General features: G+C 48.1%; 11 protein-coding genes. 7 read left to right on the top strand and 4 right to left on the bottom strand.

Going from position 1 to position 16,588, the window contains the following annotated elements; translation table 11 throughout:
• The first annotated feature begins 27 nt into the window (after positions 1 to 27).
• From serA to G8759_RS12820, 3 genes are all read left to right on the top strand, one after another.
• Entirely contained in the window at positions 28 to 1,932 is a 1,905-nt protein-coding gene (gene serA, locus G8759_RS12830; protein ID WP_167208523.1) for a phosphoglycerate dehydrogenase, read from the top strand.
• Positions 1,933 to 2,024: 92 nt separating this feature from the next.
• Positions 2,025 to 3,101, top strand: coding sequence for an aminotransferase class V-fold PLP-dependent enzyme (locus G8759_RS12825; RefSeq protein WP_167208521.1), 1,077 nt, complete (start codon positions 2,025 to 2,027; stop codon positions 3,099 to 3,101).
• Between the two features lie 250 nt (positions 3,102 to 3,351).
• Positions 3,352 to 4,047 carry a hypothetical protein gene (locus G8759_RS12820; RefSeq protein ID WP_167208519.1) on the top strand — a complete coding sequence of 232 codons (696 nt, stop codon included), beginning with the start codon at positions 3,352 to 3,354 and terminating at the stop codon, positions 4,045 to 4,047.
• 5 nt (positions 4,048 to 4,052) lie between these two features.
• Here G8759_RS12820 and G8759_RS12815 read toward each other — a convergent pair whose 3' ends face one another.
• Both G8759_RS12815 and G8759_RS12810 read right to left on the bottom strand, forming a co-directional pair.
• The gene (locus G8759_RS12815; RefSeq protein ID WP_232074235.1) at positions 4,053 to 4,589 is read right to left on the bottom strand and encodes a DinB family protein; all 537 of its coding nucleotides are present in this window, start codon (positions 4,587 to 4,589) and stop codon (positions 4,053 to 4,055) included.
• A gap of 238 nt (positions 4,590 to 4,827) precedes the next feature.
• The gene (locus G8759_RS12810) at positions 4,828 to 6,708 is read right to left on the bottom strand and encodes a beta-N-acetylhexosaminidase (RefSeq protein ID WP_167208517.1); all 1,881 of its coding nucleotides are present in this window, start codon (positions 6,706 to 6,708) and stop codon (positions 4,828 to 4,830) included.
• 576 nt (positions 6,709 to 7,284) lie between these two features.
• Between G8759_RS12810 and G8759_RS12805 the strand changes: the two genes are divergently transcribed.
• From G8759_RS12805 to G8759_RS12795, 3 genes are all read left to right on the top strand, one after another.
• The gene (locus tag G8759_RS12805; protein WP_167208515.1) at positions 7,285 to 10,572 is read left to right on the top strand and encodes a SusC/RagA family TonB-linked outer membrane protein; all 3,288 of its coding nucleotides are present in this window, start codon (positions 7,285 to 7,287) and stop codon (positions 10,570 to 10,572) included.
• Between the two features lie 32 nt (positions 10,573 to 10,604).
• The gene (locus tag G8759_RS12800; protein WP_232074234.1) at positions 10,605 to 12,083 is read left to right on the top strand and encodes a SusD/RagB family nutrient-binding outer membrane lipoprotein; all 1,479 of its coding nucleotides are present in this window, start codon (positions 10,605 to 10,607) and stop codon (positions 12,081 to 12,083) included.
• A gap of 106 nt (positions 12,084 to 12,189) precedes the next feature.
• Entirely contained in the window at positions 12,190 to 14,709 is a 2,520-nt protein-coding gene (locus G8759_RS12795) for a PIG-L family deacetylase (RefSeq protein ID WP_167208513.1), read from the top strand.
• A gap of 102 nt (positions 14,710 to 14,811) precedes the next feature.
• On the opposite strand, the gene G8759_RS12790 is transcribed toward G8759_RS12795, so the two are convergent.
• Both G8759_RS12790 and nudK read right to left on the bottom strand, forming a co-directional pair.
• Positions 14,812 to 15,177 (bottom strand): DUF4406 domain-containing protein, encoded by a 366-nt coding sequence (locus G8759_RS12790; protein ID WP_167208511.1) that lies wholly within the window; start codon positions 15,175 to 15,177, stop codon positions 14,812 to 14,814.
• The gene (gene nudK, locus G8759_RS12785; protein WP_167208509.1) at positions 15,174 to 15,779 is read right to left on the bottom strand and encodes a GDP-mannose pyrophosphatase NudK; all 606 of its coding nucleotides are present in this window, start codon (positions 15,777 to 15,779) and stop codon (positions 15,174 to 15,176) included. Before nudK ends, G8759_RS12790 begins: the two co-directional genes overlap by 4 nt.
• 55 nt (positions 15,780 to 15,834) lie before the next feature.
• On the opposite strand from nudK, the gene G8759_RS12780 reads away from it, so the two are divergent.
• Entirely contained in the window at positions 15,835 to 16,587 is a 753-nt protein-coding gene (locus tag G8759_RS12780) for a DeoR/GlpR family DNA-binding transcription regulator (RefSeq protein WP_167208507.1), read from the top strand.
• The last annotated feature ends 1 nt before the right edge of the window (position 16,588 follow it).

The raw sequence follows: 16,588 nt of genomic DNA, 5'->3' as shown, positions 1-16,588 counted from the left end.
GTCGCTCCGATAGCGACTTTCTCACCCATGCTCACCAAACCAATCGAACAGACGTATTACATTATTGATTTCGACAGCACCTTTACGAAAGTTGAAGCCCTGGACGTGCTGGGCGAGATTTCGCTCATTGGCCGCCCTGACCGCGACGATGTTCTGGATCAGATCAAAGCCATTACCGATCGGGGTATGTCGGGTGAAATTTCATTCACCGAATCGCTGGAACTCCGACTGAACCTGCTGAAAGCACACCGCGACCATCTTCCTGCCCTGATTGAAACGCTGATGGGCAAAATTTCTGATTCGTTTCAGCGCAACAAACAGTTTCTTAGCGAAAACGCCGAAACTATTTATGTTGTGTCAAATGGGTTCAGGGAGTTTATCGTTCCTATTGTTACGTCATTGGGCGTGCTGCCAGATAATGTATTTGCCAATACATTCGTGTTCGATGAAACGGGCAGTATCGTTGGTTTTGACCGCGCCAATCCACTGTCGGCCAATGGAGGAAAATCGCAGGTGATCCGGAATCTAAACCTCGACGGTGAAGTTTACGTTATTGGCGATGGGTATACCGATTATGAAATCCGGGCAGCCGGGCTGGCCAATCGATTCTACGCCTTCACGGAAAATGTGTTGCGGCCGAGCGTGGTCGCGAAAGCCGATCACATTGCGCCTTCTCTCGACGAATTTCTCTACCATAATCACTTGAGTCGTAGCCAGTCATACCCAAAAAGCCGGATTAAGGTTCTGCTGCTTGAAAATGTGCATCCAGTGGCGGTGAAGCTGTTCGAACAGGAAGGCTTTAACGTCGAAATCCGAAAAGGGGCTCTTGATGAAGATGAGTTGATCGAGGCCATTCGCGATGTATCGATTCTGGGGATTCGCTCCAAAACTATGGTGACGCAGCGCGTGCTGGAAAATGCGAATAAACTCATGACGATTGGTGCGTTCTGTATCGGCACCAACCAGATTGACCTGACCGCCTGCACCGACCGCGGTATCGCCGTTTTCAATGCTCCTTACAGCAACACCCGCTCCGTCGTTGAACTGGCTATCGGTGAGATCATTATGCTCATCCGAAACATCGTACCCAAGAGCAATTCGATGCATAAGGGTGTATGGGACAAATCAGCCAAGAACAGCTTTGAAGTACGGGGTAAAAAACTGGGACTTGTTGGTTACGGCAACATCGGCACCCAGCTTTCTGTGGTGGCCGAAGCGCTGGGCATGGAAGTGTACTTCTACGATGTCGTCGACAAACTTGCCCTTGGTAATGCCCGCAAGTGCAAATCACTGGATGAATTGCTGGCTATTGCCGACATTATTTCGCTGCATACCGACGGCCGGAAAGAGAACAAAAATCTGATTAGCTACCGCGAATTCGGGTTAATGAAAAACGGGGTTATCTTCCTGAATCTGTCACGTGGGCATATCGTCGATATTCCGGCGCTGGTCGATGCCATCGAACGGGGAAAAGTTGCTGGTGTTGGAGTCGATGTGTTCCCGCATGAGCCGAAAACCAATAACGAAGAGTTTATCAATGCGTTGCGTAACCAGCCCAATGTCATTCTGACTCCCCACATTGGCGGCAGTACCGAAGAAGCACAGGAGAATATTGGCAACTTCGTTCCGGGTAAGTTGCTCGAATACATCAATAATGGCAGCACCTACGGCAGCGTCAACTTCCCAGAGCTTCAACTGCCTCTACTGAAGGGTTCGCACCGGCTCCTGCACATTCATGCCAACGTACCCGGCATTCTGGCCCAAATGAACAACATTTTTGCCAAGTACCACATCAATATTCATGGTCAATACCTCAAAACTAATGAGCTGATCGGCTATGTAATTACCGATGTTGCCAAAGAATACGCTGACGAAGTGGTCGAAGAATTGAAGCAAATCGACCAGACCATTAAATTCCGGCTGCTCTATTAAAGAGCGAATGAGTGAATGAGTGAATGAGCGGGTTAACGTCGGTTGCCCATTTATTTACTCGTTCACTCGTTTGCTCATTCACTCTGTTGAGAATGAAACAAACGTACTTTACTCCCGGTCCGGCCGAGTTATACCCAACGCTTTATCAGCATTTGCAAACCGCAATGGATGAGCAGATTGGATCGATTTCGCACCGAAGCCAAAAATTTCGGGACATCTATAAGTTCACCGACCAACAGTTGCGCACGCTGTTGACTATTCCTGACACGCACGGTATTTTCTTTACCGGATCGGCCTCCGAAGTTTGGGAACGCGTTTTGTTTAACTGCGTTGAACACGAGAGCTTTCACCTCGTCAATGGTTCGTTTTCCCGGAAATTTTACGATTACGCAAATTCGCTGCATAAGTTCGCTCATTTGCACGAAAAGCCATTTGGCGAAGGATTTGATTATGCCGATGTTGAGGTGCCTGAATACGCCGAACTGATTTGTCTGACGCATAACGAAACATCGTCGGGGGTACAGATGCGCACCGGAGATATTCATAAACTGAAGCGCAAGTATTCGAAGAAATTGGTGGTTGTCGATATGGTTTCGTCGGCTCCGTATCCTGATCTGGACTTCAGTGTGATCGACTCTGCCTTTTTCTCGGTACAAAAAGCGTTCGGTATGCCTGCTGGTCTGGGTGTGTGGATCGCCAGCCAGGCCTGCCTGGACAAAGCAGAACGTCTCCAGAAATATGAGAATCTCACGGTTGGTGCGCACAACACGCTGCCAACACTCTGGAGCCATTATAAAACATTTGAAACACCCGCGACACCGAATGTACTGTTCATCTATTTGCTGGGGAAAATAGCCGAAGATTTCAATAAAATCGGCATCGATACCATCCGCAAACAAACCGAAGAAAAGGCCCGAATGCTCTATAAATTTCTGGATGCTTCGGATGCTTATTCACCGTTTGTTAAACAGGACCGGCATCGGTCGCAAACGGTTATTGTAGCCACAACCCAGAAGCCATCTGCCGATGTCATTTCAAATGTAAAACAGGCTGGCATGGTCGTCGGAACGGGATATGGGAAATTCAAAGAGTCACAAATTCGGATAGCCAATTTCCCGGCTGTGTCGATTGAGCAGGTAGATACGCTCATTAATCAGTTGCAGAAATAAATTTCTGTTTTTGTCTCTTTCCCAGAAAAAGCTCCCTTGTTTACGCAAGGGAGCTTTTTTTATTGTATATACCCAAGAAATACTTTTGCCTAGAGCCGTGTCATGGTTTGTTTGCGCATCAGTAGTAACCGTGGCACGGCTCTAGGCAAAAGCCCTACCAGGAAAGCGCCTTAAATCAAACAAACCTTATTTCCTGTTTACAGTTTACTAAGTCAACGTTCTATAAACAACGTGTATTAACTCAACGACGATGAAAAATTTACTAACAACCGCAGCGTTGCTAACTTGCCTGTCGTTAGCTGCCCATGCTCAGAATAATGCCGATTCGACAGGCCGTTCGAAGCCGCTTATTGATGAAAAAACCCGGCAGGATGCCCGGCAAAAAGCCAGTCAGGTAGAAGATAAGCTAGACGAAGAAATTGAAAAATCCCGCAATTACATGCAAAACAATCAACTGAGCTGGTTCCAGCCGGGAAATGTTTTTGTAGGCGGTGGGGTCGGCTTTGGTGCCACTAGCGGTAAGGTCTACACCGATATCAACGCTCGTTTAGGGTACTTCTTTCAGCCGGGTTTTGTGGGTGGTTTGCGCTATGACTATGACCGGCTCGTTGGCAATAAATACCATGCTCGTCAGGCAGGTCTGTTTGTCCGATATTACCCCTTTCGAACCCGGATAAGCAGTTTTATTGGAGCCAGTTTGAATGGTGGACGCGAATTTTCGGAAAATATTCCGGCTGGAACGAAAGCTACCTATACCAGCGTCGGCCTTGAGCTAGGCGTTATGTTCTGGATTCTGCACCGGTTAGGGGCCGAGGTCAGTTATGAAGGAAACTATTATAACAAGTTCGACCCTACTGTTGGGCGTGGTAAGGGCGGCCGACTAAAATTTGGCGTCAATTATTATTTTGGTCAGGTCGGTAATCGTGGACTCCGGCTGGCCCGGTAAGATCCTTACAGCTTCGGTAATAATCGTAGATGGTGTTGCGTATGGGTGCTGGTGAAGAACAGCATCTCCCGAACAGTCAGGTAACCAAGTAATGGGTGCGGTATCAGCAACAAATCGAGATCATCGTCTGACCAGCCATTGGTGGCTTCAGTCAATGCCTGATAAATGCCAGAAAATCGATCGATGATTACAGATTTCTCAACCTGCATATCTTCGGGCCGGGGAGACATGGACGGGGGTGCCTGTCGCCGTAGTGTTAGCGCTTTCTGATAGATAGCGGCAATTGTTTCGTACGATCTGGATGGCATTTCTGCCTGCCCCCATTGGCTGAATACTTCCCGTGGTCCGGTCATTAATCGAGCTACTGGCCGGGCCGATAAATACAAATGCTGCATTACCTCTGCCACCGACCATTTACCATCGACCTGCCACTTAAACTGGTCTTCTGAAAGCTTATCCGTGACCTCAAGGAATTCCTGACAATCAGCCAGCAGTCGGCTTTGTATATCGATTTGTGTGCTTTCCATCGCTGTATTTTTCACAAGTTTACAAAATTATTTGGCTTTGTACTACCATATTTAGCCAATAGAAAATAGCCAAAATATCACATAATCAACTGATTATCAGGCATTATTTTACTTCACTGGATCAATTACATTAATTTTCAGGAATACCCGAAACGATTTCCGGATGCTCACATACAGCAATAGGCGTACTGAGCTTCACCAATAAGCGGTGAGCCAACGTGCTTATACATACGTTGGCTCACGATGCATCGATTTAACGCCCAGCTCGCTTCTGCAAGGCATCCCGCGAAAGGATAATCAAATGTCCGATTGGCTTTCCTGCCCGATAAGTGATCACTCGAAGCGTGATAGGGCCATCGGGTAGCTCGACGGGCTGGCTATATTTCGTTGAAAACGCATCCGGCATGGTATCGTCGATGCTGTAAAAAATATCGAGGTTGGGTACTTCGCTATCCAGTTCCAGCACCAGTTTACCGTTCTTCAGGCTTGTCTTAATGATGGCGTCATAAACGGCACGCGAATAATTGATCTGTGCTACATCGGCCCGATCAAAATGCGTTTCCATCCGGGGCACAAATGTCTCCCAGTTTTTTATCTCTTTTGGCGACCAGTATACATCGGCCAGCGCCCAGCTACGCGGGTAGCTCATATACTCGGCATAGCGAAGATTAGGAACCTGCTCAGTCCATAGGTTTGCCTGACCACCCAGAATGTGTTTCGCATCTACACCATCCGGAACCGGCTCGAAACTATAGCTTTTCTTTGTTCGCAGGCTAGCGTAGATCGGTGGATCAATATCACTCTGCTGGTAGTCGATATACGCAAACGTGGTTGGTGTCATCACAACATCGTGGCCCATGTGCGCGGCTTCGATGCCCCCTTTAACACCCCGCCAGCTCATGACCGTTGCTTCCGGCGAAATACCACCCTCCAGGATTTCGTCCCAACCAAGCAATTTTTTACCCTTTGCCTTTAGAATTTTCTCGACACGGTTCATAAAATAGCCCTGTAAATCCTCGACATGCCGAATATTCAACTGCTTCATTAAAGCCTGACAGCCAGGGTCCTGCGCCCAATATCCTTTGTAGCACTCATCACCACCAACGTGAATGTATGGATTCGGGAAAAGCGCGGCAACTTCGGTAAAAACCTTGTCGAGAAATTCATAGACTTTCTCATCCGATGGGTTCAGTGTGTTCTCGACCAGCATCTTGAATGTGCCGTTGCCGTACCACTCCGAAAAGGCGGTTCCAGGGTTTACGCTGACAGTCGCTTTGGTGCAACTCAATTCCGGATAAGCGGCCAAAGCGGCCATGCTATGGCCGGGAACATCGATTTCGGGAACTATCGTAACGTTACGGTCCTGTGCAAATTTGATAATTTCTTTGATATCCTCTTGTGTGTAAAATCCGCCATAAGATGCCGTTTCACCAGGTTTTGGATCGAGTCGATTCCCAAAATGACCTGCCCGTTGTACCCGCCAGGCACCCACTTCGGTAAGTTTTGGCAACGATTTTATCTCGATTCGCCAGCCGTTATCATCGGTCAGGTGCCAGTGAAACGTATTGTATTTCAGCCTGGCCAATTGATCGATGTACTTTTTGACGTCTTCCTTTGAAAAGAAGTGACGGCTCACATCCAGCATAATTCCCCGCCAGGCAAATCGTGGATAATCGGTGATACGAACAGCCGGTATGGTCCAGGTTGCAGTGGTTGCGGTCTTGCTTTCAATCTCTTTGGGCAATAACTGGAGAAGTGACTGCATACCATAAAACAGCCCGGCTGGCTCATTGGCCGTTATGATAATTCCTTTCGAAGATGCATCGAGTGTATACCCTTCTTTACCGAGCTTCGAATCTGGGGTGTCATTCAAATCGAACCGAATAGCCCCTTTTTTGCCCGCTTGTGCTCTTATTCCAAATCCTGTCGGCATATTCAGTTTTTGTGCCGTCATGTCGGCAACAGCCTGAGCCTGAGGTTTATTATAACTTATAGAAGCCGATTTTGTAATGGAAAAACTGCCCCGTTGTACCTGTATATCAACAGGTTGTGGAATAAGATGAATGGGTTGCTGGGCATTCGCGAATGTAATTGATAGGAATAAAAACAGAAGACCAGCTGTACGTATTTTCATGCTATTGATGGTTAATGAACACAATCCAAAGCAAGTTACTGTACTATTTTAATATAGGACTCCTGCCTGTTCATTACATCACCACATCGACCGCTTTTCAGGCTAATAGACAAATCTAACTATTCTCCTGAATCCTGTAAGAGCAATCGGTCAAATCGAATCTGAGGATTTTACTGCAAAAAATACTTATAAATTTATTTTTCTATCGGCATGAAGTGGGGCTAATAAACTCCGGATACATCATCACTGAATGGCATTATTTTCATAGAAACCAACTTAGTATTCTGTTTTATAAATCAATTAACACCCGCATGCAGAAGAAATATTAGTAAGGAAATTACCTACCTATTACTCAGAGTAGCATACCTGATACAGAAAAAGGATTACTTCCTAGGTATAATAGACGTTATAAAAGCGTCATTAAAATAAAATTAAAATATAATTTATTTCCTATAATCTTGCATACGTAGAATAATATTTTTAATTCAGATTAAAATAAGGAACAATATTTTGAGATAAGCGAATAAAATCTACTTTTGCACAGTAAACATTGCGTTTTCTTAACCATAGAACTTCATGAAAAAACTACTACTGCTGAGCTTGCTCATGGCATGCTCTAGTTGTGCTTATGTATGGGCACAGGGCCGAAAAATAAGCGGCACTGTTGTTGTCGATGAAGGGAGCATTCCGTTTGCGGGCGCCACGATTGTCGTCAAAGGAACAACAATCGGTACAGTCACGGATGCTAAAGGTGAATACAGCATAAATGTTCCAACTTCGGGCAATGCGTTAATCTTTTCGGCAGTGGGTATGGAAACTGTCGAGGAACCCATCGGCACACGAACGGCTATTGATGTTAAACTCAAAAGCGACACCAAACAATTAGGCGAGGTAATCGTAACGGCGCTCGGCATAAAGGAAGAACGCGACAAATTTGCCTCATCCGTATCGACCGTTGATGGCAAGAACATTTCTAAATCAGGTGAAACCAGCTTACTGACAGGCCTTAGCGGCAAAGCATCCGGCGTTGTGATCACGCGTAATGGCGGTGATCCGGGAGCAGGCGCATACATCCAGATTCGCGGTCAAAACACGATCAACGGTAATGCCCAGCCACTGTTTATTGTCGATGGCATTCCGGTCAGCAACTCCAGCGATAACAACGGCACAGCTGCTGGCAATGGCATCGTCCAGCAATCCCGGATCAACGATATTAATCCCGAAGATATTGAGAGCATGGAAGTTCTGAAGGGAGCTTCTGCTGCGGCTTTGTGGGGAACACGGGCCGCCAATGGGGTTATCGTTATTACAACCAAAAAAGGAAAGGATACGAAGGGCAAGGTGAATATCACCTTCAAATCAACCGTTTCCTTCGATGAGGTCAACAAAAACCACAAGCTACAAACAACATACGGACAGGGATCAGACGGTATTTTTCAGCAAGGAAGCCGAAATACATTCGGCGACCTGATTGCCGACCGGAAAGGCGGTGACGATGCGTTTATCACGGACCCAAATGCGGCAGGCTACCAGGGCTTCGTAACGTTTCCCGATGGTACGAAACGGTACGCCATTGCCGCTGGAACAGCTGCCAGTCCGCACGGCGGCAAGAACTCCAGACAAACCTACGATCACACGAAAGACGTTTTTCAGACGGGTCATTTCACCGACAACAGCATTAATTTTAGCGGTGGCAACGCCCGGTCTAATTTCCTGCTGAGTTACTCCAATCTAAATCAGGATGGCGTCGTACAAAAATTCAGCACCTACCAGCGCAACACCGCCCGCATCAATGTAGCCAGTCAGTTTACCGAATGGCTACGGGCATCGGCCAATGTTGGCTATACGAAAAGCTATTCAACGCGGGTTCAGCAGGGCGATAACCTCGACGGTATCATCCTGGGTGGTTTCCGGACTCCCGGCGATTTCGACAACAGTTATTTTACCGGCATTTACACCAACAAGGCCGGGCAGACATTCAATAATGCACACGTTTCATACCGGAACCCATTGGGTGTCGATCAAAACACCATTTACGCCAACCCCGTCTGGAACATCAACAATAACCGGAATACGACCGATGTTGACCGCATTACCGGGACAGCTGAACTTGGCATTACGCCAACATCATGGCTGAGCATTACCGGGCGCACAGGTATCGATAACTTTATCGATAAACGGCTGGAGCGATTTGCCCGGAACTCAGGCTCATACGGAACGGGCCTGTTATCGAAAAACTGGATCACCGAAAAGCAGTTCAACACCGATGTATTTGCCAATGCAACCAAAACGTTCAATGAAAATTTTGGTGGGTCGCTGCTGGTTGGTGTTAACTACAACAGCCGACTGAAAGAATACGTCAGCGATCAGATCACTAACTTTATTGTTCCAAACGCACCCGACATTTTGACCAATGCGCTCAACTCGAATAGCGCCATCAGCAATTATACGTCCTTGATTCGGACGTATGCCTACTACGCCCAAGCCGAAGTTCAGGCGTATAACATGCTCTTTTTGACCCTGACTGGTCGCAACGAAAGTGCTTCGACATTTGGTTCTAAAACCAACAGCACATTCTTCTTCCCATCGGCAGCACTGGCCTGGCAATTCACAAAATTAAAAGCGCTGGAAACCAGCTCGCTGCTTAGTTTTGGTAAACTGCGCGTAACCTGGGGTCAGGTAGGCATTCAGCCACAGCCCTACCAGAACTTCACCACGTTCTCGCCCGCAGCCTATACCGATGCTTTTGCGGGTGGTCTGAAATCGGCTAGTGCGCTGTATGGTGGCGGCTACGTTCGGAGTACCACCGCTGGCAATGATTTTCTGCGGCCAGAGCGTAAAACAGAAACAGAAATTGGGGTTGATCTCCGATTCCTCAACAATCGCATCAATTTCTCGGCGACAGCTTATGACAATTCTACCGACGACGTAATTCTGTCGCTGAACGTACCCAATGAAACGGGGTATACGGTTCGGAATGTCAATGCCGCCAAGCTGTCGAACAAAGGGCTTGAGTTTGAGGCAGGGGCTGACCTGATCACGCTGGGCGATTTCAAATGGAATCTGTCAGCAAACTTTTCGCTGAACCGTAACAAAGTCATTTCGCTGGCGGGTGCTGCTGCCCAGACATTGCCCGACAGTTACCAGCAAAACGCATCATTGATTGAAGGGCAGCCTTTCGGTGTGTTTTATTCGACCGATTTCCTGAAAGACGAATCAGGCAAGTACAAGCTGGATGCGAACGGTTTCCCACAGGGCGGAACCGGCAACGAGATCATTGGCGATCCGAACCCAAAATGGCGGGGCGGATTAGGAAGCACATTTTCCTACAAAGGCTTATCACTGTCGGTCCTCTTCGACCGAGTTGCGGGGAATGACTTCTATAACGGTACGCGGGGAGCGCTCTACAGCTTCGGTGTTCACGCTGATCAGGGCGGCACGGCTGTTGCACCCGCAGGTGGTATCAAAGATGTGAACGGAAAAGTAATTGCAGCCGGTACGTCATTCCAGGGTCAGATAAAAGACTTTGGCGCAGGACCGGTTGCCCTGAACCAGGCCTGGTATCAGGGACGGGGAACTTCATTCAACTCGGCTTCCTACAAGCAGTTTATTGAAGATGGTAGTTCAACCCGCCTGCGCGAAATAACGATGACCTATAGTTTGCGTAGTGAAGGATTCCGCCGGTTCACGCACTTATCGAATGTTGATTTTAGCCTGACCGGTCGCAATCTTCTCTTGTGGACGAATTATACAGGTACCGACCCGGAAGTAAACATCACGGGTGCAGGTCTTTCGCGTGGGCAGGACTGGTTTACGAATCCCAATACACGCTCTTTGCTGTTCTCGCTCAAAATCACGTACTAAACCCGTTTTCGATGGATCATTTACGGTTAGCTATGGCAACCATAAACATCAAACAGAAAAGCGAAAACTCATTTCAAGCCATGAATAAAGCGCTTATCCATAAATTGTTTGCTTCGTTGCTGACGGTATCGCTGCTGAGCGGTTGCAGTCAGGTCTTCGACGAACCCAATATCCAGAGTAACCCGAATGCGGTTACTGATGTCGATATTGCCACCCTGTTGTCAGGCACCCTGGTTGGGGTTACTATTCTCCACGAAGATACCGATGTGCGAATTGCCGCCATCTGGGCAGGTCAGCTCAATGGGCTAAGCCGACAGCACCAGGGGTACGCCGATTATATCGTATCAGCACAAAACTTCTCCTGGAATCCGCTTTACCCAGCCGCCAGTCAAACGCGACTGATTCAGACCAAAGCGGATGCCGTAGGTGACAAATGGACGAAAGGAGTTGGGCAGGTACTGGAAGCATTACTGATCGCCAAAGCAACAGCCCTGTATGGCGATGTACCCTATAGCCAGGCATTCGACGATGTTAAATACCCAACACCGGTGTTCGACAAACAGGCGGATGTCTACACGGCGCTTCAAACAACGCTCGACAATGCTATCCAGAATCTGTCGGCAACGAGCGGACTGGCCTTCGCCAATCAGGATTTTATCTACAAGGGCGACGTAACAAAATGGAAGGCAGCTGCCTATACACTCAAAGCCCGGCTTTTTCTGCATGTAGGTAATTACGCCAAAGCCGTTGAGAGTGCTGCTTCAGGAATCAGCAGTACAGCGGGCGACGCGCTGGCTCCTCACGGTACAAGCCAGGGCATCGATTACAACCAGAACTATGATTTCTTCCGGGTTAACCGGCCGGGCGATACAGGTTTCGATGGTGCTTATTTGCCCATACTGATGCAATCGCGGATTAAATCAGCGAATACCAAAACAGACGAAACCGCCCTTTACAATCACTATTTTAAAGTTGGTGTCATTGGTACAGGTACATTAGACCCTAATGTTGTTGATGGAGCCTTTACGTCAAACGCGCCCCATCCGATTCTTACTTACTACGAAAACCAACTAATTCTGGCCGAAGCGCAGGCTCGTCTGGGCGATACCGCCAAAGCCCTGGCAGCCCTCAACGCGGTCAGAAGCGGGCTGGCAGGCGGAACCATCAATGGCAAGACGCTCTCTACAACGGGTCGTAAGTATGATGCCTATGTGCTGGATGACTTCGGCCCTGCCGGGTTAGCCAATCCTACGAAAGCCACGACAGTACAGACCGCTTTACTCTATGAGATTGTAGCGCAGCGCTATATCTTCTTTCTGATGCAATACGAAGCCTTCAATGATGTACGCCGAATGGCCAAAGCGACACCGGTCGTTCAGCTGACGATTCCGCTGTATGTAGGCTCACAAAAACCCGCTCGATTCATATATCCTCAGGGAGAAATCAATACGAACCCAAATGTTCCGAAACCCATTGCTGATCAATTCCAAAAAATCCCTATTTTTCAGTAAACTCCTTAGTTGTTAGGTAATGTGTTAAAAGGCTACCATGTTTTTAGGTAGCCTTTTCTTATGTTTATCGTAAATTTGCTGTTACCCAATAATCTGCTTCCTTCCCGTGTCTGTACGCAAACGTCTGCTTTCTTTCTTCCTTGGTTGTTCCCTCACATCAACCCTATTCGCTCAGGTTCCTTATGGCTCCATCAAACCCACACCACCGGGCGAAATTCTCTCAAACCTGAAAAAGTTGAACGTTCTCGGTTCGGTGTTGTACATAGCCGCTCACCCCGACGATGAAAATACATTGATGCTAGCCTACCTGGCCAAGGAACGGCTTGTCCGCACAGGCTATCTATCACTGACTCGGGGCGACGGTGGCCAGAATCTGATTGGTCCTGAACAGGGAGAGAATATTGGGGTAATCCGAACGCAGGAATTGCTGGCAGCCCGGCGTGTCGACGGTCCTGACCAGTTTTTCAGCCGGGCCTACGACTTTGGTTTTTCTAAATCGACCGACGAGGCTGTCCGTACCTGGGGGCAGGAAAAAGTTCTGGCCGATGTCGTCTGGATGATTCGAAAATACCAGCCGGATGCGATCATTACGCGTTTCCCACCCGATTCGCGCGCGGGTCATGGCCACCATAGCGCATCCGGTTTTCTGGCAGAAGAAGCCTTCAAAATTTCGAACGATCCAAAAAAATTCCCGGAGCAACTGGCTTATGTAAAGCCCTGGCAGGCAAAACGTATTCTTTGGAATGTATTTATTCCGGGTGCGTTTTTGAGCAACAAAAAGCCTGACGAAGCGGGTAATCTAATCGGTATCGAAACGGGCCTGTATAACGCATTACTGGGCAAATCATACGGTGAGATTGCCGCTGAAAGCCGTAGTCAGCATAAAAGTCAGGGCTTTGGTGTACCGGCCAGCAGGGGTGCGCGTGTCGACTATCTTTTGCTAAAAGGCGGTGATCCGGCAGAGAAAGATCCACTCGACGGAATCGACATTAGCTGGAAACGTATTTCGGGAAGTGATGCGGTGCAGACACAGGTTCACCAGCTTATTGCTACGTTCAAACCCGACCAGCCTGCTGCCTCGGTGCCCGCACTGACTCAGCTATATGGCGCCCTGAACAAGCTCGACACAACCAGCATTTATGTGAAAGCCAAACGTCAGGAAGTCGAGCAGTTGATCCGGCAATGTTTGGGCTTGTGGTTTGAAACGAACCCAACCGATTATGCAGCTACACCCGGCGAAACCATTAAACTCACGACCAACATAGTCAGTCGGGCCGATTCGCCGGTCAAATTAGTAGGCATTCGGTATTCGGCAGGCAAAGACACGACCCTGGATCTGACGCTAAAGCCTAATGATGTTATGCTCTTGCCAACGCTGGTTACAATTCCGAAAACCCAGAAAATCTCGCAGCCGTACTGGCTCGAAAAGCCCATCGTAAAAGGTTTATTTCAGGTCGATAATCAGCAGCTAATCGGTCTACCCGAAAACCCGGCTGCACTAACTGCCAGTTATACCTTCGAGATTGGTGGTCAACGATTTACTTTTAATCGCCCGGTGGTCTACAAATCAACGGACCCGGTCGATGGCGAGATTTACAGGCCGTTTATCCTTCAGCCTGATGTGACAGCTAACCTCACTGAGCGTGTGTATGCCTTTTCTGACGCAGCTCCTAAAACGGCTGAACTTGTGCTGAAAGCTGGTCGGGCCAATATAGCCGGAACGATAAAACTGGACGCCCCCTCGGGCTGGAGGGTTGAACCGGTCTCCCTCCCATTTTCATTGGCGGGCAAGGGCAGTGAGCAACGGGTAACGTTCAAAATAACGCCAACTACTCAGGCACAAAACGGCAAATTACAGGCGATGATGACCACCAGCGATGGTACCTTCACGACCGGTTTGCGCATAATAGCCTACAAGCACATTCCAACGCAAACGTTGTTTCCGCCCGCTGAAGCCAAACTTGTAAAACTGGACGTTAAAGTAACCGCGAAGAACATCGGCTACATCGTCGGTGCTGGCGATGAAGTACCTGCCGCGCTCCAACAGATGGGTTGTCGCGTTACGATTCTCGGCCCCGCTGAACTAAGCCGTAGTCTGTCGGCCTATGACGCCATCGTTGTTGGTGTTCGTGCCTACAATATCAATGATTATTTAGCCAACTATCAGGCCAACCTGATGGACTATGTAAAAAATGGCGGTACAATGATCGTACAATATGTTACACCGGGCGGTTCAGGATTTATTCAGAATGGGCTTAAAGTCAGTCAGATGGGTCCTTATCCGTTCAAGGTTGTCAACGAACGCGTGACCGAAGAAGATGCACCCATGACGTTCATCAATCCGCAACACCCATTGCTCAATTACCCGAATAAAATTACAGAAGCCGACTTTTCGGGCTGGATTCAGGAACGCGGTATCTATTTCGCTCAGGACTGGGACAAAGCCTATGAGCCCATTTTTTCATCTCATGACCAGAACGAAGCGGCCAAGCAGGGCAGTCTGATTTACGCCAAATACGGCAAGGGGAACTTCATGTATACAGGTCTGGTGTTCTTTCGGGAGTTACCGGCTGGCGTTCCGGGTGCTTATCGGCTTTTTGCCAATATGATTTCAGTGGGCAAATAATGACACAAAATTGATACCATTGCATTTATTGGTTTTGAGAAATTGACACAACAAGTAAGCAAAACCTGAACAGTATCGGATGTATAAATCTGATACTGTTTTTTATGCACATCCAGGCACATCTTCCAGTCTATAGTAAACTGCCAAGCCAAGTTCAGTAGCCAGTCGAACATCCTCATCAGCTCCTTTGGATTCACCCGGCAGACGTAAAACGGCATCACAACGGGTGATCAGCCGTTTAGCGACCGGATAAAGAATCTCTTGCCAGGCCTCATCACCAGGTCGTTTGCCACCAGCCAGGCGGAGTAATGGTAATGCCACCCATTCACCAATCATTGGTATATGCCCTGCCCGAAACAAAGTCAGTGTTACGGATTCAAGACGATGAAGGTTTTCTTCCATCCGAATGGGGTCGTCATTCGTGCCGGATCGATAGGGACCAGCCACTAAAATCAGTAGGCTTTTCATGAGTTCGATGCGTTAGTCAGTTGTTGAAGCCGCAGGTATTGCAGCAACATAATCGTTTTCCCGTCCATGATTTCTCCACTTTCCATCATGGCCAGGGCCTGTTGAAAAGGCAATTCCATAATTTCAATTTCTTCCTCATCGATACCGCCACCGGCATTTCGTTCGGTATCGGCAGTATAGTGAGCGATGTAGAAAAATAACTTTTCGGTTACCGAACCCGGACTCATATACGCTTCCATTACCTTTTGTACCGACTGAATCCGGTAACCCGTTTCTTCTTCCGTTTCGCGTCGGATAGCAGTTTCGGGATCGTCGTTATCGAGCAGACCCGCACAGGTTTCGATCAGCATTCCCGAATACGGGCCATCGGTTCGGTTACCATTGACGAAGGTTGGCAACCGAAACTGACGAGTCAGAATCACCCGGTCGGTTTGCGGATTGTAGAGTAAAATGGTGGCTCCGTTTCCCCGATCATAGGCTTCACGTTGCTGGGTTGTCCATTGCCCGTTCCTGCCGAGGTAATTAAAGGTGAACCGTTTCAGGATGTACCAGTTGTCAGACAATAATTTCTCTTCCGTTATTTGCACGCGTTCAGCAAGCATATTGTTTAAAATTGTTTGAATTTGTTTATTTTTGAACAAAACAACACAATCAAGCATGAATTTCCAAAACCGGAAGCAGCTAATTGTACGAACGGTCGAAGAACGTGGTTCGGCCGATGTGAGCGAATTGGCAGAATTATTACAAACATCCGAGATGACTGTCCGACGCGATCTGGTTCAACTGGCCGCTTCAGGCCTGATCTATCGTACGCGTGGTGGAGCCATGAAAGTGAGCCTGGCTACCGATAAGCACACTTTTGCGAATAAAACGGCCGTTCATGCTGAACGCAAAGATTACATCTGCCAGCTAGCCGCTCAGGATATTCAGGAGGGCGATGTCATTTTCATGGATTGCGGCAGTACGGTGTTCAGGCTTTGCCAATTCATCCGAAACAAACGAATTACAGTTGTCACAAACTCGCTTCCCATCGTCGCGGAACTGATGACATCAGATGTATCGGTCAATTTGGTGGGTGGCGAAGTTGATAAAGAACGGCAGGCTGTGCATGGATTGATGGCCGAAGAGCACATGGCTCGCTACCGGGCCAATCGGGCATTTATTGGCGTCGATGGCCTATCACTGGAACATGGACTGAGCGCTAACAGCGAGAAAGAAGCCAGTACGGCTATTGCGATGGCCCGCCAAACCGAAAAAGTTTACCTCCTCTGCGATTCATCGAAATTAGAAACCAACAAATACCTCTATTTTGCGCCTTTAAGCCTGTTTGACGTATTGATCACCGACAAGGAAGCGAATCCTGACGTTATCGCGACTTATCGACAGGCAGGCATTACGCTGATTAATTAAC

Origin of the sequence: Spirosoma aureum (assembly GCF_011604685.1) — a bacterium.
Lineage (GTDB): Bacteria > Bacteroidota > Bacteroidia > Cytophagales > Spirosomataceae > Spirosoma > Spirosoma aureum.
Note: the sequence above shows the minus strand (reverse complement) of the source record. Positions and strands in the feature narration are given on the sequence as shown.

Excerpts from the sequence above, each read along its gene's own strand:
- serA (WP_167208523.1), top strand. The coding sequence starts at position 28 with ATGCTCACCAAACCAATCGAACAGACGTATTACATTATTGATTTCGAC.
- G8759_RS12825 (WP_167208521.1), top strand. The coding sequence starts at position 2,025 with ATGAAACAAACGTACTTTACTCCCGGTCCGGCCGAGTTATACCCAACG.
- G8759_RS12820 (WP_167208519.1), top strand. The coding sequence starts at position 3,352 with ATGAAAAATTTACTAACAACCGCAGCGTTGCTAACTTGCCTGTCGTTA.
- G8759_RS12810 (WP_167208517.1), bottom strand. The coding sequence starts at position 6,708 with ATGAAAATACGTACAGCTGGTCTTCTGTTTTTATTCCTATCAATTACA.
- G8759_RS12805 (WP_167208515.1), top strand. The coding sequence starts at position 7,285 with ATGAAAAAACTACTACTGCTGAGCTTGCTCATGGCATGCTCTAGTTGT.
- G8759_RS12800 (WP_232074234.1), top strand. The coding sequence starts at position 10,605 with ATGGCAACCATAAACATCAAACAGAAAAGCGAAAACTCATTTCAAGCC.
- G8759_RS12790 (WP_167208511.1), bottom strand. The coding sequence starts at position 15,177 with ATGAAAAGCCTACTGATTTTAGTGGCTGGTCCCTATCGATCCGGCACG.
- nudK (WP_167208509.1), bottom strand. The coding sequence starts at position 15,779 with ATGCTTGCTGAACGCGTGCAAATAACGGAAGAGAAATTATTGTCTGAC.
- G8759_RS12780 (WP_167208507.1), top strand. The coding sequence starts at position 15,835 with ATGAATTTCCAAAACCGGAAGCAGCTAATTGTACGAACGGTCGAAGAA.